21 protein-coding genes and 1 tRNA gene are annotated in these 22,124 nt (G+C 50.0%); 12 read left to right on the top strand and 10 right to left on the bottom strand.

Going from position 1 to position 22,124, the window contains the following annotated elements:
- Positions 1 to 33: 33 nt before the first annotated feature.
- Both LPB400_RS08815 and LPB400_RS08810 read right to left on the bottom strand, forming a co-directional pair.
- Positions 34 to 651 carry a 4'-phosphopantetheinyl transferase family protein gene (locus LPB400_RS08815; protein WP_070813832.1) on the bottom strand — a complete coding sequence of 206 codons (618 nt, stop codon included), beginning with the start codon at positions 649 to 651 and terminating at the stop codon, positions 34 to 36.
- A gap of 52 nt (positions 652 to 703) precedes the next feature.
- The gene (locus LPB400_RS08810) at positions 704 to 1,216 is read right to left on the bottom strand and encodes a hypothetical protein (protein ID WP_225905469.1); all 513 of its coding nucleotides are present in this window, start codon (positions 1,214 to 1,216) and stop codon (positions 704 to 706) included.
- A gap of 198 nt (positions 1,217 to 1,414) precedes the next feature.
- Here LPB400_RS08810 and LPB400_RS08805 point away from each other — a divergent pair.
- Positions 1,415 to 1,507: transfer RNA gene (locus LPB400_RS08805), tRNA-Ser, on the top strand.
- Between the two features lie 80 nt (positions 1,508 to 1,587).
- Positions 1,588 to 2,148 (top strand): pseudouridine synthase, encoded by a 561-nt coding sequence (locus tag LPB400_RS08800; RefSeq protein WP_070813833.1) that lies wholly within the window; start codon positions 1,588 to 1,590, stop codon positions 2,146 to 2,148.
- Positions 2,149 to 2,203: 55 nt separating this feature from the next.
- On the opposite strand, the gene LPB400_RS08795 is transcribed toward LPB400_RS08800, so the two are convergent.
- The 4 genes from LPB400_RS08795 to LPB400_RS08780 all read right to left on the bottom strand — a co-directional run bounded on the left by LPB400_RS08795 (position 2,204) and on the right by LPB400_RS08780 (position 8,216).
- Positions 2,204 to 3,010, bottom strand: a complete 807-nt coding sequence (locus tag LPB400_RS08795) for a DUF4198 domain-containing protein (protein ID WP_070843276.1) — start codon at positions 3,008 to 3,010, stop codon at positions 2,204 to 2,206.
- A 150-nt stretch (positions 3,011 to 3,160) separates the two neighbouring features.
- Positions 3,161 to 4,537: a DNA repair protein RadA gene (radA, locus tag LPB400_RS08790; RefSeq protein ID WP_070843275.1), complete on the bottom strand. Its 1,377-nt coding sequence runs from the start codon at positions 4,535 to 4,537 to the stop codon at positions 3,161 to 3,163.
- 95 nt (positions 4,538 to 4,632) lie between these two features.
- Positions 4,633 to 6,105 (bottom strand): S41 family peptidase, encoded by a 1,473-nt coding sequence (locus LPB400_RS08785; RefSeq protein WP_036490379.1) that lies wholly within the window; start codon positions 6,103 to 6,105, stop codon positions 4,633 to 4,635.
- A gap of 215 nt (positions 6,106 to 6,320) precedes the next feature.
- Positions 6,321 to 8,216, bottom strand: a complete 1,896-nt coding sequence (locus tag LPB400_RS08780; RefSeq protein ID WP_107791954.1) for a murein hydrolase activator EnvC family protein — start codon at positions 8,214 to 8,216, stop codon at positions 6,321 to 6,323.
- A gap of 173 nt (positions 8,217 to 8,389) precedes the next feature.
- On the opposite strand from LPB400_RS08780, the gene LPB400_RS08775 reads away from it, so the two are divergent.
- The 7 genes from LPB400_RS08775 (at position 8,390) to LPB400_RS08745 (ending at position 12,721) form a co-directional block, all read left to right on the top strand.
- Positions 8,390 to 8,935, top strand: a complete 546-nt coding sequence (locus LPB400_RS08775; RefSeq protein ID WP_070843272.1) for a CreA family protein — start codon at positions 8,390 to 8,392, stop codon at positions 8,933 to 8,935.
- 29 nt (positions 8,936 to 8,964) lie between these two features.
- The gene (locus LPB400_RS08770; protein ID WP_049322876.1) at positions 8,965 to 9,513 is read left to right on the top strand and encodes a YqgE/AlgH family protein; all 549 of its coding nucleotides are present in this window, start codon (positions 8,965 to 8,967) and stop codon (positions 9,511 to 9,513) included.
- Positions 9,506 to 9,961, top strand: coding sequence for a Holliday junction resolvase RuvX (ruvX, locus tag LPB400_RS08765; protein WP_003680463.1), 456 nt, complete (start codon positions 9,506 to 9,508; stop codon positions 9,959 to 9,961). The genes LPB400_RS08770 and ruvX overlap by 8 nt, the downstream gene beginning before the upstream one ends.
- A 165-nt stretch (positions 9,962 to 10,126) precedes the next feature.
- Entirely contained in the window at positions 10,127 to 10,549 is a 423-nt protein-coding gene (locus LPB400_RS08760; RefSeq protein ID WP_003684921.1) for a YidB family protein, read from the top strand.
- A gap of 149 nt (positions 10,550 to 10,698) precedes the next feature.
- On the top strand, positions 10,699 to 11,247 hold the full coding sequence (locus LPB400_RS08755; protein ID WP_070843271.1) for a carboxymuconolactone decarboxylase family protein: 549 nt from the start codon (positions 10,699 to 10,701) through the stop codon (positions 11,245 to 11,247).
- A gap of 127 nt (positions 11,248 to 11,374) precedes the next feature.
- Positions 11,375 to 12,466, top strand: coding sequence for an acyl-CoA dehydrogenase family protein (locus LPB400_RS08750; RefSeq protein WP_219088762.1), 1,092 nt, complete (start codon positions 11,375 to 11,377; stop codon positions 12,464 to 12,466).
- 84 nt (positions 12,467 to 12,550) lie between these two features.
- A complete protein-coding gene (locus tag LPB400_RS08745; protein ID WP_063068841.1) occupies positions 12,551 to 12,721 on the top strand; it encodes a rubredoxin in 171 nt (56 codons plus the stop codon).
- A gap of 53 nt (positions 12,722 to 12,774) precedes the next feature.
- Here LPB400_RS08745 and dapC read toward each other — a convergent pair whose 3' ends face one another.
- The 4 genes from dapC to LPB400_RS08725 form a co-directional block, all read right to left on the bottom strand.
- Positions 12,775 to 13,965 (bottom strand): succinyldiaminopimelate transaminase, encoded by a 1,191-nt coding sequence (gene dapC, locus LPB400_RS08740; RefSeq protein WP_219088760.1) that lies wholly within the window; start codon positions 13,963 to 13,965, stop codon positions 12,775 to 12,777.
- 120 nt (positions 13,966 to 14,085) lie between these two features.
- Positions 14,086 to 15,258 (bottom strand): NAD(P)H-dependent flavin oxidoreductase, encoded by a 1,173-nt coding sequence (locus tag LPB400_RS08735; RefSeq protein ID WP_219088758.1) that lies wholly within the window; start codon positions 15,256 to 15,258, stop codon positions 14,086 to 14,088.
- A gap of 340 nt (positions 15,259 to 15,598) precedes the next feature.
- A complete protein-coding gene (locus LPB400_RS08730) occupies positions 15,599 to 16,279 on the bottom strand; it encodes an OmpA family protein (RefSeq protein WP_049328625.1) in 681 nt (226 codons plus the stop codon).
- A 218-nt stretch (positions 16,280 to 16,497) separates the two neighbouring features.
- Positions 16,498 to 17,373, bottom strand: a complete 876-nt coding sequence (locus tag LPB400_RS08725; RefSeq protein WP_107791951.1) for a YoaK family protein — start codon at positions 17,371 to 17,373, stop codon at positions 16,498 to 16,500.
- A gap of 160 nt (positions 17,374 to 17,533) precedes the next feature.
- On the opposite strand from LPB400_RS08725, the gene LPB400_RS08720 reads away from it, so the two are divergent.
- The 3 genes from LPB400_RS08720 (at position 17,534) to ileS (ending at position 21,904) form a co-directional block, all read left to right on the top strand.
- Positions 17,534 to 17,923 (top strand): hypothetical protein, encoded by a 390-nt coding sequence (locus LPB400_RS08720; protein ID WP_049331430.1) that lies wholly within the window; start codon positions 17,534 to 17,536, stop codon positions 17,921 to 17,923.
- A 123-nt stretch (positions 17,924 to 18,046) separates the two neighbouring features.
- Positions 18,047 to 18,973 (top strand): bifunctional riboflavin kinase/FAD synthetase, encoded by a 927-nt coding sequence (ribF, locus tag LPB400_RS08715; protein ID WP_070461603.1) that lies wholly within the window; start codon positions 18,047 to 18,049, stop codon positions 18,971 to 18,973.
- A gap of 138 nt (positions 18,974 to 19,111) precedes the next feature.
- The gene (gene ileS / locus LPB400_RS08710) at positions 19,112 to 21,904 is read left to right on the top strand and encodes an isoleucine--tRNA ligase (protein ID WP_070461642.1); all 2,793 of its coding nucleotides are present in this window, start codon (positions 19,112 to 19,114) and stop codon (positions 21,902 to 21,904) included.
- Positions 21,905 to 22,124: the final 220 nt, after the last annotated feature.

Raw genomic sequence — 22,124 nt, 5'->3', positions numbered from 1 at the left:
AATTAAATCAGATTATTATTATTTTGTCAGTTATTAGATGGTTTGCGGGTCGGTTAAATCATTGGGTTGGAGCGAACCAAAAAACTGCCATTGCAGGGCGACGGCTTTTCCCTGCCAAACGCAGGAAAGTGCCATCGTATCCGCCAAAATCGCGCTTGTGCCGCGCCAATCGGTTTGATTTCCGGCGCGTAAACCGACGGGTTGCCCTGAATCGAAAACATAGCCGACCGATTTCATGTCTGACGGGAAATCCAAATTTGCCGCTTTAATCAAGGCTTCCTTGAAACACCACAATCGGTAAAACGTTTCAGACGGCCAGTTTGCCGTTTCCAAAAAGTCTTGTTCTTCCTGCGTGCAGACCAAAGCCGACAGCGCTTTGAAATCACGCGGGCGGATAAATTCGATATCGATACCGGCTGTTAAGGGATGAGGCGCACACAATAAAGCGGCAAAGCCTTGGCTGTGGCTCAGTGATACAGTCGGTAAATCGGTTTGCTGTTTTAATGCTCGGCTGACTTGCCAGTCCTGACGCTGCGCCAGTTGAGGCGTGGCGGCAAAACGTTGGGAATCGGCTGCGTTTAGAGAAGCATGGTCGTAGCAGGCGGTAAAAGACGGATCGGCCAGCAGGCATTGAAGAGGTGTCGTATCCATAAAATAGAAAAATGCCAAACTTCATATTGAAGTCCGGCATTTTTGACATTACTTAGTGGAAGCTGCCTTTCAAAACCACACGGCTGTTGAATGTAGCGATGTGGCATTCGTACTCGTTACCGCCTTTGGTTACTTTGTCAAAGTAGCTAACCAGGTGAACGGATTTGGCTTTTTTGCGATGTGCAGTGCTTTGGAAGCGTTTAACCGCGCTCAGGAATGCGCGTTGGCAGGTTTCATCAGGGGTTTTGCCGACTGAGTTGGAGATTTGACGGGAAGTCAAAGTTGCGCCGGATGTGCTACCGTAGTGAACGCGGATGCTAGGATCCAAAGCGGATTTGGCTTCGGTAGAGTTTAAAGCTACATCGACTTTACACATATAAATATCGTTTTGACCTTTGCCATGGACTTTATGGCCCTCACCCATGCTACGGCAGGCAGAACCGGCGGCAGTTGTTTTTGGAGTAGAAGTTTGAGAGGAGGAAGTGGATGGTTGGGAATTGCCGGATTGTGAGCAAGCGGCAAGCATCAGGGAGGATACGGCAACCAAAGCAGAAAAACGTAACATGCGAACTCCTTTGTAATAATGGGCGTAGAAAAAGTTTACAGAAAGCAGAATCATTTTAACATATATGAAAGAAGTATAAAAACAGAATGGTGCAAAAAATATTATATTTTTATTTAAATGATTTCATGGCGTTAAGAAAGTTTGAGGCGGTAATGCTTGACGAAGGAGGGCAGAAAGCGTATATTGCGGACTTCCTTAGGAGTAATGGCTGAGAGGCTGAAGGCACTTCCCTGCTAAGGAAGCATGTGGGGTCAACCTGCATCGAGGGTTCGAATCCCTCTTACTCCGCCAAATATGAAAGACACCGTTTATACGGTGTCTTTTTTATTATCCGGAATTGCTTGAAATCTGAGGCCGTCTGAAAGTGTGAAATGAACGATTTGATTATCCTAAACAAGCCTTATGGCGTGATTTGCCAGTTTTCTGCACATGAAAAACATCAGTGCCTGAAGGATTTTGTCGAGAAACCGGGATTTTATCCGGCCGGCCGTTTGGATACGGACAGCGAGGGTTTGCTGCTGCTGACCAATAATGGCCGTTTGCAGGCGCAGATTGCCGACCCGAAATTCAAGCAGGTCAAAACTTATTGGGTGCAGGTGGAGGGTTCTCCTGATGAAGCCAAATTGGATTTATTGCGCCGTGGCGTAGATTTGGGTGATTTTGTCACCCGTCCGGCCGAGGTTAGGGTATTGGAAGAGGGCGAAGCGGATATTTTATGGTCGCGCGTGCCGCCGATTCGCGTGCGTAAGTCTGTGCCTGATTTTTGGGTGGAAATCAAAATTTCGGAAGGGAAAAACCGCCAAGTGCGAAGGATGACGGCGAAAGCAGGCTTTCCATGTTTGCGCTTGGTCCGTGTGGCAATAGGCCGTCTGAATCTGTTTGATTTGAATTTGGAATTGGGACAATGGCGGTTTGCGCCGCATCGTCCTTAAATAGGATGAATAAAGGCCGTCTGAACTATTCAGACGGCCTTTTGTTATGGAAAAATTAATGATGTGAATGACCGATCTGGAAGGTCATTGTGGTGTAGTTAGCCTGTTTTTGGCACACGCTTTGATCGGGGAAATCGGCTTTGTGTTCTACGCTGGCTTTCCAGAAGCCTTGGCGCAGGGGAATAATGCTGACTTCGCCTTTGTCGTCCGTTGTATCGGAGAAGGCTTGGGCTTCGGTTTTGTGGGTTTTGCTGCGGTCGCTGGTGTCGAAGCCGTCAAATGTGGCGGTAACGGTAGCGTTGGGCAGCGGCTCGCCATTGAAGAGGACGCGGACTTTGAAGCGTTCGCCGACGTGGACGTTGGCAGGGTTGTCCAAAGGAACGATTTCCAAATGTTGGCCGACTTGCTTGGTGATAATGGCGGTATCTGCGCTTTCGTGGCCGACATTGACGATGTTTTTACCGAACATACGGGTTTGCTCGCAATAGCTTGCATCAGGCATTTCTTTGATGCTTGCCTGCTTCCAACCCGCGTTGTTTTTTGACCAGAAAGTCGGTTGGTATTCGGCGGTAACGAGGTAGCTACCGTCTTTGACCGGCAATTTGCTGCGGTATTGGTAATTGTATGTGCCTTTTTGAATCATGTTTTCTTTGCCTTTTTCAGTTACCAGTTGCATGGGTTTGCTGAAAATGTGCAGGCGGTCTTTGGCGATAGGTTCAAGCTCAGGGAATTCGCCATAGCCCAATTCGGCTTCAAGGTATTCGCCGCCATGTGTGTGGGCGGTTTCAACCCAAACGCGATGGGCGTGTGCGGCAGTGCTGAACAGGAAGGCGGATGCGATAAGCAAAGCGGTTTTTTTCATGATTTCTCTCCGATTTTTGATGTGTAGAAAAGATAGAATAAAATCGTTCGTTATAATATAACAAAATTATTTAAATTTAAAGAGAGTCCGTCTGAAAGTTTTCAGACGGCCTTTTAGATGATTGTTTTTTAGGAGGATTATCGAAACGGTTTAGTCCCCGTCACGACAAACATCAATCGCTTCCTGCAAACTGCTGACGCCGTAGATTTTCAGGTTCGGAAACTCTTTGGCATTGCGCGGCATATTGGCTTTGGGGACGATGGCGCGTTTGAAGCCGAGTTTTTCCGCTTCTTTGAGCCGCTCTTGTCCGCGTGCAACAGGGCGGACTTCGCCGCTGAGGCCGATTTCGCCGAAAACCACGGTTTTTTCGGGCATGGGGCGGTTGCGGAAGCTGGAGAGCATGGCGAGGATGACGGCGAGGTCGGCGGCGGGTTCGCCGATTTTGACGCCGCCGACGGCATTGAGGAACACGTCTTGGTCGAAACAGGCGATGCCGCCGTGGCGGTTGAGGACGGCGAGCAGCATGGCGAGGCGGTTTTGTTCGAGACCGACGGTGAGTCGTTTGGGTGTGAAACCGTGTGCATCATCGACCAATGCCTGAATTTCGATCAAAAGCGGGCGGCTGCCTTCTTGTGTAACCAAAACGCACGAGCCGGGCGTATCGTCGCGGTAGCTGGCGAGGAAAATGGCGGACGGATTGGATACGCCTTTTAAACCGTTTTCGGTCATGGCGAATACGCCCAGTTCGTTTGCCGCACCGAAGCGGTTTTTAATGGCGCGTATCATGCGGTAGTTGGAATGTTGGTCGCCCTCGAAATACAGCACGGTATCGACCATGTGTTCCAGCACGCGCGGGCCGGCAATCGCGCCGTCTTTGGTAACGTGTCCGACCAGTATCATGGCGATGCCCATCTGTTTCGCCATACGCGTCAGTTGGGCGGCACATTCGCGCACCTGCGACACGGAACCGGGGGCGGAAGTGATTTGGTCGGAATACATGGTTTGGATGGAGTCGATAACGACGACTTCGGGCTGATGCTGTTTCAAGGCCGTCTGAATCGCTTCCATGCGGATTTCAGCAAGCAGGTTCACGCCTTCGGTAGGCAGTTCCAAACGTTGTGCGCGCAGGGCGACTTGTTGGGCGGATTCTTCACCGGAAACGTACAGCACTTTACGGCTTTGCGCCATTTTGGCGATGGTTTGCAACAGCAACGTAGATTTGCCGATGCCGGGGTCGCCGCCGAGCAGGATGACCGCGCCATCGACCAAACCACCGCCCAATACGCGGTCAAGCTCGCCCATGCCGGTCGGATTACGCGGCACTTCGGTCGCGGTAACGGCGGAGAGGGATTGGACGGTCGAAGTGTCCGCCGCCCAAGATTGGAAACGGGCGTTTTTCGGTTCGGGCGCGGCCAGGCTTTCCTGAAGCGTGTTCCACTCGCCGCAATGCGGGCATTTACCCTGCCATTTCGGGGAAGTACCGCCGCATTCGGAACATTGGTAGATGGTTTTGGGGGCTTTTGCCATGGTGTTTTCCCTGTGGAATATTTGATGTGTGAAAAGGTCGTCTGAAAACAATCATATCGTTTTCAGACGACCTTTTTTATTGAGAAATAACAGGTTTATTTCTTACTGTCTTTATCCGCATCTTTTTTCGGTGCAGGTTTTTTCGCTGCCAAGCCCAAAGATTTTTGCCATTCGGCTGGATTTTTCACTAAGTCCAAGGCTTTACGGAGCTGATCGTCTTTGGCCGGATTGGGAATGCGGCGGCTGGAGATGTCTTCGTCTTTGTCTTTTTTGGACTTGTCTTTATCGGCTTTGGTTTCTGTGTTGGCAGGCGTTTCGTTGCTGCTGTTGACGTCTTGGCCGCCCAGCGGATTACCGATATGGCCGACCAAATCGGCTTCGCGGCTTTCAAAGGCGCGGTCTTTGTCTTTGACTTCAACGTCAGGAACAATGCCTTGCGCCTGAATCGAGCGGTCGTTCGGCGTGTAGTAAAGGGCGGTGGTCAATTTGACTGCGCTGCCGCCAGAAAGCGGAATCAGGGTTTGCACCGAGCCTTTGCCGAAACTTTGTGTGCCGACGACGACGGCGCGTTTGTGGTCTTGCAATGCGCCGGCAACGATTTCGGAAGCGGAGGCAGAGCCTGCGTTAATCAGGACGGTCATAGGAATGGTTTTCAGCTCGGCAGGTAATCCGGCCAACGGGTCTTTGCCGCTGGTGGTGATGTAGTCTTCGGCAGTTGCTTTGAGAACCATGCCTTCTTTTTTGTTACGGCCTTTGGTGCTGACAACGGTTACGTCAGGTTGCAGGAAGGCTGCGGATACGCCGACTGCGCCATTGAGCAGGCCGCCTGGGTCGTCGCGCAAGTCGAGAATGATGCCTTTGAGCGGACCTTTGTTTTCTTTGACAAGGGCTTGTGCGGCTTCGTTGAGTGCGGCAACGGTGCGCTCTTGGAATTGGGAAACGCGGATGTAGCCGTAGTCTTTTTCAAGCAGGTGATGGCGCACGCTTTTGACTTTGATGATGGCGCGGGTCAGGTTGACGACGATGGGTTTGTCGGCATTTTTGCGTGAAAGGGTCAGGGTAATTTTGGTACCCGGTTTGCCGCGCATTTTTTTGACGGCTTCGCTGACGGTCAGGCCGCGCGTAGAGGTATTGTCGATTTTGACGATGAAGTCGCCGCTTTTTACGCCGGCACGTTCTGCCGGCGTGTCTTCAATCGGGGCAACGACTTTGACGAAGCCGTCTTCTTGTCCGATTTCCATGCCCAGGCCGCCGAATTCGCCGCTGGTGGATTCTTTCATTTCGGCATAGCCTTTTTTGTCCATATACTCGGAATGCGGATCGAGGTCGGACACCATGCCTTTCATTGCGCCTTCAAAAAGCTCGGCATCGGGTTTGTCTTGGTAATAGTTGGCTTTGATTTGGCCGTACACTTCTGCCATGGTGCGGATGGTTTGCACGGGAAGGGCCTCGTTGTCTTTTTTGTCTTTTTCGGCGGCAAAACTTTGTACACTCAGACTGAGGGCGATGCCGCTAAATGCGCCGAGAGTGTAGATTGCAACTTTTTTCAAAGTGGATTTTGTTGACATTCGTTTGACTTTCTTTTTGTGTACGGTAAGCAAAGTGTTTTTTGTTTTCTCTGAACCCGTTGACTTTATGTGATTTAAACGCTTGGAACAATAAGTTTAAGGTAAAAGTTTGTTGTTTAATGTGCTGAACAGGCGTGAAAATCGTGTTTTATTGTGGTTTATGATGAAAATTCAGACGGCCTGAAGGGGAGAGCTCACTCAGGCCGTCTGAAACATCAGTTAATCCATGAAAGCGGATTCATGACTTGTCCGTTGTAGCGGACTTCAAGGTAAAGGCCGGTTTCGCCCGACGGCAAAGTGCCGCTGGTGCCAATCTTGCTACCGGCATTGACGGCATAGTTTTGGGCGATGTCGATTTCGTTCAGACCGGAGTAAATGCTGACATAGCCGTCGCCGTGGTCGAGGACGACCACTTTACCGTAGCCTTCAATCTCGCCGGCAAAAGTAACCGTGCCTGAGGCAATGCTGCTGACCGGAGCAGGAACGGTATTGTAGAACACGCCTTTCCAAACTTCGCCATCGCCGCGGTCTTGACCGAACAGGCCTGCCAGTGTGCCGTTGACCGGTTTTTTCAGACGGCCTTGCATACGGCTGAAGCTGTTGGCGTTGCTGACGGTAAAGCCTTGGGTGTTCGGGGCTTGCAGTTTCATGTCTTCGTCAGTTAGCGTGGACATGGCGGCGCGTTCGGCTTCGGCTTTTTGCTGGGCGGCAGCCTGCTCTTTGCGGGCTTTTTCGGCAGCGGCCAAGCGGGCTTCGGCGGCTTTTTTACGTGCTTCGGCTTCGGCTTTGCGTTGCTCGGCTTTGCGTTTTTCCAAATCTTTCAAGAGGTTGTTGAGGCGTTGCTCGTTTTCTCTGTGGTTGATTTTCTTTTGCGCTTCTTTGGCTATTTGCGCGTTTTGACGGCGGCTTTCGGCTTGTTCGGCGGTATTGGTTACGCCTTGTTGACGCAATGAAGCCTGAATATTGGCTTGCAGTTTTTTCAGGTAAGCCAATTCATTGTTGATTTTTTGCTCTTGCGCCGCCAGCTCTTTTTGTTGTTTTTCCAAGTCTCTCATAACTTGGTCGTTGGCGTTGTTGATATAACGCGTGTAACGCAGGAAGCGGGTTTTTTGGCCGGCATCGGCGTTTTTCAGGAAGAGGGCGACCGCGTTGGGCTGGCTGTTTTTATAGTTGCCGGACACAAAACGCGAAATTTGGGCGCGAGTGTTGGAAACTTCGGCTTTTAACTGGTTGGCATCGGCATTGAGTTTTTGGAATTTTTCCCATGCGTCGCGTTGTTTGCGGTTGATGCCGGAGAGGTTGTTGCGTGTTTGTTGCAGCTGTTTGAGCGTGGCATTGACATGGATAATGAAACCCTCGTTGCGTTTGGCAAAGGATTTTTTGGTTTCCATATCGTTGGCGGCGGCAGTTACGGCTGCTTTGAAATCGTTGTCGGCTGAAGAAGTGGCTTTAGGCTCAACTTTAGGCTCGGCTTTTTTGTTTTGCTCTTTGGCTTTTGTGTCTTTTTTGTCGTCAACAGCTTTTTTTGCAGGCTCTTTAGCTTCGGCCTTTTTGTCTTCGGCTGCTTTTTTTACTGGCTCTTTGGTTTTTTTGCCGTCTTTTTTATCCTCGGCCACTTTTTTAGCAGGTTCTTTGGCTTTAGTTTCCTTAGGTTCTTCTTTTTTTACGGGTTCTTTGGCTTTGCTGTCTTTTTTATCTTCAGCAGTTTTTTTGTCTTGTTCTTTGGCTTTGCCGGATTTTGCAGCTGCGGCTTTTTTGTCTTTTGCTGTTTCTTTAGGCTCTTCGGCTTTACGGTTGGCCTTTTTATTGTCGGCTGCAGCTTCGGCGGCTTTAACCGTTTTGTTTTTGGCTGAAGCGCGTTCGTTTTTGTCGGCAGTTTCCTTCTCTTTGGAGACTTTGGCTTTAACCGTTTTTTTGTCTTCCTCTTTTTCTTTTACCGCTTGTTTTTTTGAGGTTTCTTTTTTTACATCTGCCTTAGTGGCTTCTTTCTCTTTTTTCACGGGCGCAGCTTTTTTGACGGTGGCCGCTTTTTCTTTCGGCGTGTCTTTGGCAGCATAGGTTGGCAGGGAGAAGCTGAGCAGCAGGGCGAGGATGAGGGGTTTGTAACGCATGGTTCGATCTTGCTATTAAAGTAGGAACAATAGGACGGATTATACTGTCTGTCAGGCCGTCTGAAAATAATATTGGGTTGCAATATGGACGAACGGTCTTATATAGTAATGATGGAGTAGGCGGATATGATTCTGCCTGCCTGAAAACTAACAGTCTGCATTGACAGGATATTATGAAAAAATATTTATTAGTAGTGTTGGGCGCCATGATTTTGGCGGCTTGCGGTAACGATACCGATAAAATCGGACGCGCCAGTACGGTGTTTCATATGTTGGGTAAAAACGACCGTATTGAAGTGGAAGGTTTTGATGATCCTGATGTGCAGGGGGTTGCCTGTTATATTTCGTACGCGAAAAAAGGCGGTTTGAAAGAAACGGTCAATCTGGAAGAAGATGCCAGCGACGCATCGGTTTCCTGCGTGCAAAGTGCGGAAGTCATCCGTTATAACGAGTCTGAAGTTTTGAAACCGCGACAAGTGTTCAAACGCAGTGCTAGCATAGCATTTAAGAGCCAGCAGATTATCCGCTACTACGATCCGAAACGTAAGTCTTTCGCTTATTTGGTGTACAGCGATAAAATCGTTCAAGGTTCGCCGAAGAACTCTTTGAGCGCGGTATCGTGTTTTGCCCATGCGAAAACCGATGCGCCGGTACCGGCAGGCGGCGCAGTTTATGGCGCCTGCGTGGTGGACGCGCCGATTTCTGACGGCCAAAAATAATAAAATCAGCTTAATAGATTAAGAAGAATATGAATTTAGCCAACCATTTCCTGATTGCTATGCCTCATATGGACGATCCGTTTTTTACGGATACGGTCATTTATGTGTGCGAACACGATGAAGAAGGTGCGCTGGGCATCATCATCAACAAGCCTTCGCCGATTACCATGGACATGATTTTTGCCGCCGCCGACCGCAATATCCCGTTGCGCCTGCAACATGAAAACGTGATGATGGGCGGGCCGGTTCAGATTGAGCGCGGCTATGTCGTGCATACGCCGATCGGCCGCTGGCAAAACAGCATGGTGGTAACCGATAACGTGGCGCTGACTTCTTCGCGCGATGTGATTGAAAACCTGTCTAAAGAAGGTGCGGTGGATAAGGCTTTGATCAGTATCGGTTATTCTAAATGGGGCAAAGGGCAGTTGGAGCGCGAGCTGGCAGAAAATGTTTGGCTGACCGTCCCTGCGGACGAGCATATTCTTTTTGATGTGCCTTACGAGCTTCGTTATGCCGCCGCTTTTGAAAAATTGGGTGTCAATCCGAACGCCTTAGTTTCAGGAGTCGGCCATGCCTGATGCACCAAAAGGTACGGTTTTGGCCTTTGATTTCGGCGAGGCGCGTATTGGCGTGGCGCAGGGCGACGCTGAGTTGGGTATGACTCATCCGCTGGCGACGGTAACCGGCAACAGCAACGATGAAAAATTTGAGGCCATTGCCAAGCTGGTCAAAGAATGGCAGCCCAAGTATTTTGTGGTCGGCCTGCCGACGCATACCGATGGCACGGAGCATGAGCTGACCCGTTTGAGCCGCAAGTTTGGCCGCCGTTTGCACGGACGTTTTAATTTGCCGGTTTATTGGGTGGACGAAAGGATGTCTTCCCTATACGCGGAAAGCCTGCTTGCTGAAGCCCAAGTGTTTGGCCGAAAACAAAAATCCGTGCTTGACCAAGTAGCGGCGCAGGCGATTTTGCAAGGCTTTTTTGAAGGCGGAGCGGCCGAGTATTTCAATGGCCGCGAAGAATAGCACATGGTTCGTTATAGAGGCCGTCTGAAACTTGATTTCAGACGGCCTTGGTTTTATTACGGCTTTGAGATAAAAGAGGTTTAGTTTGGTTAAGTCTGATTTTTTTCAGTGCAAATTTTGCTACACTCCGTTCTCTTTTTTAGACACAAATACAAGGAAAAAGTCATGGCACTCATGGACAATCTTTTGAATGCGGCTACCCAAATGTTGGGTGGCAACAGCGAAAACGGCGCACAAGGTTCTCTGACCGATATGGCGATGGATTTGGTGAAACAGCAAGGCGGTGTGGGCAACCTGATCAACCAACTGCAACAAGGCGGTTTGGGCGATGCCCTGAGCAGCTGGGTTTCCAACCAATCCAGCAACCTGCCTGTGTCCGGCAGCGACCTACAAAATGCTTTGGGCAGCGATACGGTAAACCAAATCGCGCAAAAATTCGGCGTGGATGCCGGTCAAGCAGGCGATTTGTTGGCCAAAGTATTGCCTGACTTGGTAGATAAAGCCACACCTAACGGCACGGCTCAAGATGCGGATGGCTTCGGCTTGGACGACATTGCTTCTATGCTGCTGAAAAACTTTATGAAATAATGAATTGAATCATTTGATAAGGCCGTCTGAATCCGTTCAGACGGCCTTATAACTTTTGGTTCACGGTAAATAACCAATAAGTCTTTTTCTGATGGAGGCAGATGGCTTATGATGGACACTTCATTTCACCAAATAAGAAGGTTATACACATGTCCCGCTTGACCATACACACAGTTGAAACCGCTCCTGAAGCTGCTAAACCACGCGTTGAAGCCGTATTGAAAAACAACGGCTTTATTCCTAACCTGATCGGCGTTTTGGCCAATGCGCCTGAAGCTTTGGCGTTTTATCAAGAAGTTGGCAAGCTGAATGCGGCCAACAGCCTGACTGACGGCGAAGTTGAAGTTGTCCAAATCATCGCCGCCCGTACCAACGAATGCGGTTTCTGCGTTGCCGGCCACACCAAACTGGCCACCCTGAAAAAACTGCTGTCCGAACAATCCATCAAAGCCGCACGCGCATTGGCTGCAGGCGAGTTTGACGATGCCAAACTGGGTGCTTTGGCGACATTCACCCAGGCCATTATGGCGAAAAAAGGCGCGGTATCCGACGACGAGCTGAAAGCTTTCTTCGATGCAGGCTACAACCAACAGCAAGCCGTTGAAGTCGTCATGGGCGTTGCTTTGGCAACCTTGTGCAACTACGTCAACAACCTTGCCAAAACCGAAATCAACCCTGAATTGCAGGCATTTGCCTAATCTCATCAAAAAAGGCCGTCTGAAAATTCAGACGGCCTTTTAGCAAAAAGCAAGGATATCCTTGTTGCCAAGAATAATTCATAAGTAGAACCATCTACGCTTCAAACCTTATTCAGAGGAAAAAATCATGACACGCGAAGCTTTACTGAACAATGTTGCCGCACTCGTTAAAAGCAAGCTGAAACCATTGGTGGACGACATCGACCGTAAAGGCCTGTACCCAAAAGAATTTATGCTGGAATTGGGCAAAATCGGCGGTTTTGCCGCGACCGGTAAGGTTGAAGAAGGCGGTAACGGTTTGGGTTTGGCAACGCAAATCGCCGTATTGCGCGAAATCGGTAAAGAATGCGGCGCGACTTCGTTCAGCGCATGGTGTCAGGCGGCTTGCGCGTGGTATCTGCACCAATCCCCCAACCAAGCGGTTAAAGACAAATATTTGGCCGATATTCTGCAGGGCAAAGTTTTGGCCGGTACGGGCATGTCCAATACCGTCAAACACCTTGCCGGTATCGAAAAACACAACTTGCAAGCCGAGCGCGTTGAAGGCGGCTACAAAGTCAACGGCGCTTTGCCTTGGGTATCTAATATCGGCGAAGACCACATTTGGGCAAATACCGCCCAAATCGGCGACAGCTATGTGATGTTTATCACCGGCGGCCAATGGGAAGGCGTTACCCTGCAAGATTGCCCTGAATTCTGCGGTTTGGAAGGCACGCGCACTTACAGCCTGAATTTTAAAGACGTGTTTATTCCGGATGAAGATGTGATTGCTACGCCTGAGCAGTTCCAGTCTTATATTCCGACTATTAAAGCCGGTTTCATCTTGCTGCAAATGGGTATCGGCGCCGGTGTGATTGACGGTGCGCTCGGTATTATCCGCATGGCCAATGTAGTGAACGCGGAAGTGAACGCTTACCTCGACCACAGCTACGATGATTTGAAAGCCGCATTGGATGGCGCATGGGCGGAAACCGAACGCCTTGCCGATGATGCGTGGAACAACAAACCTGACACTCTGGCAACCTTGAAACTGCGTGAAGCGGCTGCTGTGTTGGCACTGAACGCCACTCAATCTGCCGCATTGCATGCAGGCGCGAAAGGCTATCTGATGCGCAGTCCGGCGCAACGCCGCGTCCGCGAGGCCATGTTCGTCGCCATCGTAACACCGGCCATCAAACACCTGCGTAAAGAAATAGCCGCTTTGGAAGCAGCGCAATAAATTCAAAATATCAACAATAAGACACACGAAAGGCCGTCTGAAAATACGGTTTCAGACGGCCTTTCAAAATGGAAGGAACACCAAATGGCTCAATATATGTGCGGCCCTTGCGGCTGGATTTACGACGAAGACCTCGGCGATCCCGAGCACGGCCTGCCTGCCGGAACCAAGTTTGAAGATATTCCCGACGACTGGAAATGCCCTGAATGCGGCGTAGGTAAAGAAGATTTCTACCTTCTGGACTTCACCATATAAATTATCCGATTATTTAATAAAAAGGCCGTCTGAAATTTCAGACGGCCTTTGTTTTATCGGCGGTATAAAGCAACCATAGTTTCAGCCGCTTTGACGCAGCTTTCCACATCGGCAACCAAAGCGATGCGGACGTAGCCTTCGCCCGGATTGCCTTGTTCGGTATCGCGGGCGAGGAAGCGGCCGGGCAACACTTGGATAGCGGCTTTCTGCCACAGGTTGCGCGTAAATGCCAAGTCGTCGCCGTCGGGAACTTTCAGCCAAATGTAGAACGACGCGTCAGGCAGTTTGACATCGAATGCCTGTTGCAAAATAGGGATGACGCGGTCGAATTTATCTTGGTAGAGGCGGCGGTTGTCAATGACGTGTTCTTCGTCGTTCCAAGCGGCAATGCTGGCGCGTTGGACGGGAATGCTCATCGCGCTGCCGTGGTAGGTGCGGTAGAGCAGGAAGTTTTTGAGCAACTCGGCATTGCCTGCGACAAAGCCGGAACGCAAACCGGGGACGTTGGAGCGTTTGGACAGGCTGGTGAACATAATAATGTTGCGCGTGCCGCGTCCTAATTGCGCCGCAGCCTGCAAGCCTCCGATTGGTTTGTTGCCGTCAAAATAGATTTCGGAATAGCATTCATCAGAGGCAATAACGAAGCCGTATTTGTCTTGTAAATCAAAAATTTCTTTCCAGTCTTCTAATTGCAGGACGCTGCCGCTCGGGTTGTTGGGTGAGCAGACGATCAGGACTTTGGTGCGATGCCATACGTCTTCGGGCAGGCTGCTCCAATCGGGGTTGAAGCTGGGCGCCGGACAGTTGGCAAAATGGATTTCACCGCCGCCCAAAATAGTCGCGCCTTCGTAAATTTGATAGAAAGGATTGGGGCTGATAACGACCGGTTTGGGGCCGTCTGAAGCCGGATTTAAAACGGTTTGGATAAAAGAGAACAAAGCTTCCCGGCTGCCCAATACCGGCAGGATTTCATTGTCGGGATTGAGGCTTAAACCATCATAACGGCGGGCCACCCATTCGGCACAGGCTTGGCGCAGTTCGGGCAGGCCTGCGGTCAGCGGATATTTTTCCAGTTCGTGCAGGGAGGCGGTCAGCGCGTCGGTGATGACTTTGGGCGTCGGGTGTTTCGGCTCGCCGATTTGCAGGTGAATGGGCGTTACGCCTGCGGGTGCGTCAATGCCTTGCATGGCTTCACGCAGGCGGGCGAAAGGATAGGGTTTGAGATGGTTTAATAATGGGTTCATGATGTTTCTGCCGATAAATTCAGGCAATAATCTTAGCATTTTTTAGATGGATTGGGACAAAAAGGCCGTCTGAAAACAGGGTTTAAATGTTTTCAGACGGCCTTTTGAATATTGATGCGTTTATTTGGCAGGGACGGCGGGCAGGGAACCGTTCAAGAGATAATGAATGGTTTCTTGAACCGTACGGATGGCATTGCCAAACGGCAACGGGTCTTTACCGCGGAAAAACAGGCCTTTATCGACTTCACCGCGGAATGCGGCTGAAAGTTGGATGTCGATACAGAATTGACCGGCTTTGGCCAAACCGTCGCGCAAACCGCAGCTGGTCAGGCAGTTCAGGCCTTGGGTGCAACGGCGCGGATCGTTTTTGGCATTGGCTTGCAATTTGGCCTCGCGTTTGATGTAGCTGTCGAGGAATTTGGTGCGCACGCCGCGAGCAGGCAAACCGGCAACAGACATGAATTCAATCACTTGTTCGGTTTCCGCACCGGTCAGCGTTTTTTTGAAGTTGATGTGGGCATCGCCTTCTTCGGTCACGGCAAACGCGGTACCGATTTGGACGGCGGACGCGCCCCAGTTTTTCAAGGCTGTTTTGACTTTTTCAAAGTTTGCCATGCCGCCGGCGAGTACCAACGGGATTTTTTCGCTTTCCAAGCCCAAGTTTTTGAATACTTCAAACGTTTCTTCAATAACGCGTTTGAACTCGAATTTGGCATCGTTCACGCCGTCAACGGTTGCAGCGCCCAAGTGGCCGGCTGCGTGGGCAGGGTGTTCGATAACGATGGCATCGGGCAAGATGCCTTTTTTCATCCAACGTTTCAAAACGATGTTGATACCGCGTGATTCGGACAAAATAGGAAAAAGGGCGACGTCTTTGTGGTAGCCCTCTGCCATTTCCGGCAGATCCAAAGGCAAACCTGCACCCATTACAATCGCGTCTGCACCAGATTCGCAGGCCTGACGGACGTAGGCGGCATGGTCTTTGACGGCTTTCATGACGTTGACGGCAATCATGCCTTTGCCTTCTGAATCGGCTTTGGCTTTTTTGATTTCGCGGTCAAGCGCGATGCAGTTGAGGCGGGTGTATTTTTCTTCGCTGGAATCAATTTTTGATTCGGCCAGCAAATCTTCGTGCAAGTGGCGCAAATCGACGCTGGCAATCGTACCCACGCCGTTTTCGCGCGCAACCGCGCTGGAGAGTTTTGATGCGGAAACGCCTACACCCATACCGCCTTGTACGACGGGAATCAGTGATTTGCCACGGATAATCAATGGGTCAAAGTTGTTTTGCATGGATGCTCCTTCATAGATTCTGGATGATGCCGTCTGAAATCCTATGAAATAGATTGGATAACGGACTGATGTGTATATAAATAAGTGTGTTTTTCGCCGCCGTTTTTCAGACGGCATGAGGCGTGTTTTTAAAATTTTAGGAATTATACTCTAAGTTAGTGTAAAAATTAGAGTATTAATACAGTTTTTTTGAAGGAAAAATTGAAAAGTCTTGTTAATAAAGGAATAAATTTTATGGTGGATTGGATTGAGGAGGAGAAATTGCAAACAAAATCTACAAAGAAAAAGGCCGTCTGAAATTTCAGACGGCCTTAAGTATGGGAATCAGACAGATGTCGGATTACATTTGTTTTTTAGCGGCGTCAATGGCGCGTTGGTCGGGGTTGATCAAGATTTCAACGCGGCGGTTTTGTGCGCGGCCTTCAACAGTAGCGTTGGAGGCGATGGGTTGACGGGAGCCGTAACCGAAAGTGCTCAAACGGGTGCTGCTTACGCCGCGGGATTGCAGGAAGGTGGCAACGGATTCGGCGCGGTTGCGAGACAATGGCTCGTTGATGGCATCGTTGCCAGTGTTGTCGGTGTGGCCGTTGATGGTCAAAGTGGTGTCAGGATATTGAACCAAAGTTTGCGCGGCGGCAGACAAGGCACTTTGAGCATGGCCGCTCAGGGCAGCGCTGCCGGTGGCGAAGGTTACGTTTTCAGGCATAACCAGTTTGATTTGGTTGCCTTGACGTTCAACTTCGATGTTGGTGTTGGCCAAGCTTTGACGCAGTTTTTTCTCTTGGTAGTCCATGTAACCGCCGATACCGGCACCTACTGCACCACAAGCCAATGCGGAGTTGCGCGCGCCTTTACCACCGTGGGTCAGCGCACCAACGATGCCGCAAACAGCCGCACCGCCCAAACCGTACATGGCGGTTTTGCTGGCGGATTGTTGACCGGTAGCAGGATCGGTCACACAGCCGGTGAGTGCCAAAGGAATTGCAGTAGCAATAACGGTCAGGGGTTTCAAGAATTTCATGTCGTATCCTCTTTTTAGATGACGGCTTAGGCCGTCTGAAAAAAATGAATAAAAACCGCGTGGGTCATTACGGATTTATGATACCCAATATCCGAAACGCAAAAGAATGGGTTTAACCCGATATTACGAAAATATTTGCCAGTTAACATAATTCTGAAGCATTTCTGCATTTTTCTGGCAGCTTGGCCGTTTTGCCGTGAAATAACCAGCAAAGTTTTTTACAGTTTCTTCCGTTTTTTCTGCTTGCGGCGATACCAGTTGATGAATGCCCATTTCAATCTGACCTTGACGTCATATCCCACCGAGCCCGCACCCAGTATGAGCAAAACGGCGGAAACGGGCAGGGCGAAATGATGGCCGACCAGATGATAACCCCATGCGCCAACCACGCCGCCCAGTAAAAACGACAGCATCAAGCCGCTTAAAAGCCACATTTTCGGTTTGTTGACGCGGACGTGCGGCAGGCGCGGATGATGTTGTTTGGAATAATAAAGTGCGCGTGAAATTTCAATGCCCAAGTCGGTCGCCGTACCGGTCATGTGGGTGGAACGGATGGCGCCGCCGGAAAGAAGCGTGATAACCGTATTGTGCATGCCCATAATAAAACACAATAAAAACAATGCCAAAGACGGCATAATAAAATCAGAGCCGCCAAAATCCCATTCCATCGCAGCAATACCGAACCAACCGAATATCAACAGATAAACTGCTTCCAGCCACATGGAAAACCCAAAGCTGCCACGAAAACGCATCTGTTGCGTCCATAAAATCACCCAACCCGAATGCGCGGCACCGGCAACAAAGCACAACACGCTGATGAAAGTCACCGCGGCAGACCACCAGTCTTGGAGATACAGCACATCAGCCAAAAGAGACATGGAGCCGGTTACGTGGGAAATATAGCGCGCAAATGCAAAGAATCCCCCCGCATTAATCGCACCGGCAAGAAAGGCCATGATGTAGCCCAGCCGTCTGAAACGGGCATCGGAAATATTGTGTTCGTGCAGATACGGGCGATCCGCCTGCCAAAACGGAGGCGTGTGTTGCCTGTGGTGGCGCAATCTGTAGGAGTGGGGCGGTTTGTCAGCGTTCATTGAGTGGGTTTGGAGTTAAACATTCATATAGGGTGTATTTTATATGCAACTGTCTGCCGATAAGAACAAATAATCTAAAGTGTTCCCAAGTTGCCACACTTGCCCATTACACAATGAGGGCGTACATTAATAGCTATACATGACTATAAGGAAACATCCGATGAATCCTATCCGCCTGACTTTATTGATTGGTGCTGCCGCATTACTTGCCGCCTGCGCCACCACGCCTGAGCAAAAAGCCGCACGCGCCCAAGCGCAGAAACGCTATGAGCAGGATCTTCAAGTACATCTTGCTGCCCAATGCGATCAGGAGACTGCCGCGCTGATCCGCCGCAAATTTGACGAAGAAGGCAAACCCGGTGCCGCAACTGCGGAACAAAAAGCCTTCCGCCTCAAATATATCGACAAAGTTTCCGATCCGATGTTCCAAGCCTGCTACAAAATGGCATGGCAAAACTATATTTCTCAAGAACAGCTGCGCGAAGCCCGTTACTATCGTTATTACGACGATTGGGGCTATCCGTTTGGCCGTTATCCTTGGTGGTGGTAAGGTATTAACAAACTTTAGGGCCGTCTGAAAGCATATATTTATTGGTTTCAGACGGCCTAAGGTTTATTGAAACGGCAATAACGTTTACAATAGCCGCCTATTCAAACACAATACCCACCACCCATGAACATCTGGCTTGGACAGCGACACGCGCCCAAATTTCCGCAAGGAGCCGCCGTAACCATCGGCAACTTCGATGGCGTACACCTCGGGCACAAACACATTCTACAAAAACTCAAACGAGAGGCAGACCAGCGCGGTCTGCCTGTTGTCGTTGTTGTTTTTGAGCCTCAGCCCAAAGAATTTTTTGCGCGCAAAGCCGGGAAAAAGCTGCCTTACCGCATCAGCCCGCTGCGTACCAAATTGCGCCTTTTGCGTGAAACCGGCTGCGTGGATGCCGTTTGGGTCTTGCGTTTTAACCAAGCTTTCTCCGATATGAGCGCGCAAGCGTTTATCGACCAGCTTTTGCGCCAAACGCTCAACACGCGTTATTTGTTGATTGGCGACGATTTCCGTTTCGGTGCCGGCCGTGAAGGCTGTTTTGAACTCTTGGCTCAACAGCCCGATATGCAAACCGAGCGCACGCCGTCCGTTATCGTTGAAGACATCCGTACCAGCAGTACCGCCGTCCGCCAAGCCCTTTCAGACGGCAAGTTGGAATACGCCAAAAGACTATTGGGCCATGATTACGTTTTAAGCGGCAAGGTCAAACACGGACAAAAACTCGGCCGCACCATCAACGCGCCTACCGCCAATGTCCAGCTTCCTCCGTATCATTATGCGCTAAGCGGCGTATTTGTCGTTGAAGCAGATGGCACATTCGGTACGCGCCGAGGCGTTGCCAGCTTTGGTTTTAACCCCACTGTCAGCAACAACCGCTCGCAAAAGCTGGAAGTCCATCTGTTCGATTTCAACGGCGATTTGTACGGACAACGTATCTTCGTTCGCTTCCTGCACAAACTGCGTGACGAGAAAAAATTTGAGAGTATCGAAGCATTGAAAACCCAAATTTTGCAAGATATGGAAGATGCAAGGGTTTGGGAAGCATAGAAACGCTTCTAGAAGCTTATAAAATCAAGACAATTGGGCTACAATAAGTCCTTTGAATTTTTTCAGACGGCCTGTTCTTTTCAAAATGAGCAATCAGGCCGTCTGAAACCGAAATACCGCAACAATAGAGATCAAAAAATGACCGATTACAGTAAAACCGTAAACCTGCTCGAGAGCCCGTTTCCAATGCGCGGCAATCTTGCCAAGCGCGAGCCTGCATGGCTGAAAAGCTGGTACGAGCAAAAACGCTATCAAAAACTGCGAGAAATCGCCAAAGGCCGTCCGAAATTTATTCTGCACGACGGTCCTCCGTATGCCAACGGCGACATCCACATCGGTCATGCCGTCAATAAAATTCTCAAAGACATCATTATCCGCAGCAAAACCCAAGCCGGTTTTGACGCGCCTTATGTACCGGGTTGGGACTGCCACGGTTTGCCTATCGAAGTAATGGTAGAAAAACTGCACGGCAAAGATATGCCTAAAGCCCGTTTCCGCGAATTGTGCCGCGAATATGCCGCCGAACAGATTGCCCGCCAGAAAAAAGACTTTATTCGCTTGGGTGTGTTGGGCGACTGGGATAATCCTTACCTGACCATGGATTTCAAAACCGAAGCCGATACCGTGCGTATGCTCGGCGAAATCTACAAATCCGGCTATCTCTACCGCGGCGCGAAACCGGTTCAGTTCTGCTTGGACTGCGGCTCTTCGCTGGCCGAAGCCGAAGTGGAATATAAAGACAAAGTATCGCCTGCGATTGACGTCGGTTATCCGTTTAAAGACACTGCCGCGCTTGCCGCCGCATTCGGTTTGGCAAGTATCGAAGGCAAAGCATTTGCCGTTATTTGGACAACCACGCCTTGGACTTTGCCTGCGAGCCAAGCTGTTTCAGCTGGCGCAGACGTGGTGTATCAACTGATTGATACGCCTAAAGGCAAATTGGTGTTGGCTAAAGATTTGGCAGAAGATGCGCTCAAACGCTACGGTTTTGCTTCAGACGACCTAAATGTATTGGCAGAAACCACAGGTGACAAGCTGGAAAACCTGCACATGAATCATCCGTTCCTCGAACGCGATATTCCCATGCTCAATGGCGACCACGTTACCACCGATGCCGGTACCGGCTTGGTGCATACTGCGCCTGCTCATGGTCTGGAAGACTACGCTGTCTGCAATAAATACGGCATTGAGCTTTACAACCCTGTAAATGCCGAAGGCAAATACATCAGTGAAACACCTCGTGTTGCTGGTATGCGAGTTTGGGAAGCCAATCCCGTTATCCTGCAATGGTTGGAAGAAACCGGCAACCTCTTGGCAAGCAGCAAAATCGAACACAGCTATGCACACTGCTGGCGCCACAAAACCCCGCTGATTTACCGTGCGACCGGCCAATGGTTTGTCGGTATGGACAAAGCAGGTGCCGACGGTAAAACCCTGCGCGACAAAGCCATCAAAGCCGTTGATGACACCGAATTCTTCCCATCATGGGGTCGTGCGCGTTTAGAAGCCATGATTGAAGGTCGTCCTGACTGGGTGGTTTCTCGCCAACGCTATTGGGGCACACCGATGACTTTCTTTGTTCACAAAGAGACTGGTGAATTGCATCCAAACTCTGCCGAGTTGTTGGAAAAAGTTGCCCAAAAAATCGAAGGAAAAGGCATCGAAGCATGGTTCTCTCTTGATAAGAGCGAACTCTTGAGCGCGGAAGATTGTGAAAATTACGACAAACTTTCCGACACTATGGACGTATGGTTCGACTCCGGCTCGACCCATTATTCCGTCTTGAAACAACGCGAAGAATTGGAATGGCCCGCCGACCTCTACCTCGAAGGCAGCGACCAACACCGCGGCTGGTTCCAATCGTCTATGTTGACCGGTTGTGCCTCATCAATGGGTCGCGCGCCATACAAACAGCTGCTGACCCATGGTTTCGTGGTTGACCAAAACGGCCGCAAAATGTCGAAATCCATCGGTAACGTTGTTGCACCGCAAGAAGTTTACAACGAATTCGGCGCAGACATCCTGCGCCTGTGGGCGGCATCTACCGATTATAGCGGCGAATTGGCGATTTCCAAAGAAATCCTTAAGCGCGTAACTGAAAGCTATCGTCGTATCCGCAATACCTTGAGCTTCCTGTTTGCCAACCTCAGCGACTTCAATCCTATTGAAGATGCCGTACCGCAGGCAGACATGGTCGAAATCGACCGCTACGCCGTGGTATTGGCACGTCAGCTGCAAGAGCGTCTGGCAGGCGATTACTATCCGCGCTATGCCTTCCATTTTGCCGTAAAAGACATTGTTTCTTTCTGCTCGGAAGACTTGGGCGCGTTCTACCTCGATATTCTGAAAGACCGCCTCTACACCACCAAAGCAGACAGCCATGCACGACGCAGCGCGCAAACTGCCCTGTATCACATCACACGCAGTTTGGTTCTGCTGATTGCTCCGATTTTGTGCTTCACCGGCGAGGAAGCATGGGATATTATCGGTGGCGGCGAAGAAGACAGCGTCCTCTTCCACACATGGCATGAGTTCCCATCTATCAATGAAAAAGCCGAAGCCGAATTGGTGAAAAAATGGACGGCAATCCGCGAAGCACGCGAAGCAGTAACTGCCGCCATCGAACCTCTGCGTACGGATAAAACAGTCGGTTCTTCATTGCAAGCCGAAGCCGAAATTACGGCTCCGGAAGAAATTGCCGATTATCTGAACACTTTGGGCGAAGAATTGCGTTTTGCTTTGCTGGTGTCTAAAGCAGAAGTGAAAGTAGGTGATGAACTTGCTGTAACCGCTAAAGCCAGCGATGGTGAAAAATGCGAACGCTGCTGGCACTACACCCACGATGTAGGCGCAGTTGCAGGCCATGAAACCATCTGTAAACGTTGTGCCGACAACGTTGACGGTAAAGGCGAAGACAGATATTACGCTTAATGGTTTGGTCTAAGATAAAGGCCGTCTGAAAACTTTGGAAATAGGTTTTCAGACGGCCTTTGTTTATTGAATCTGTTTCATATAACGGATTGATTTTGAAGGGTAATTGGGATTTGTAGTTTTGATAAATAGAGATAGTCAGTATAGGTATAGTGGATTTGACGTATATTGAGAAATATATTCTCGTAGAAAGCACTTTTCAAAGGGCCTTACTATCTGT

It is taken from the genome of Neisseria perflava, from assembly GCF_019334725.1.
Taxonomy (GTDB): domain Bacteria; phylum Pseudomonadota; class Gammaproteobacteria; order Burkholderiales; family Neisseriaceae; genus Neisseria; species Neisseria subflava_A.
This window is presented reverse-complemented; position numbering and strand designations above follow the sequence as displayed.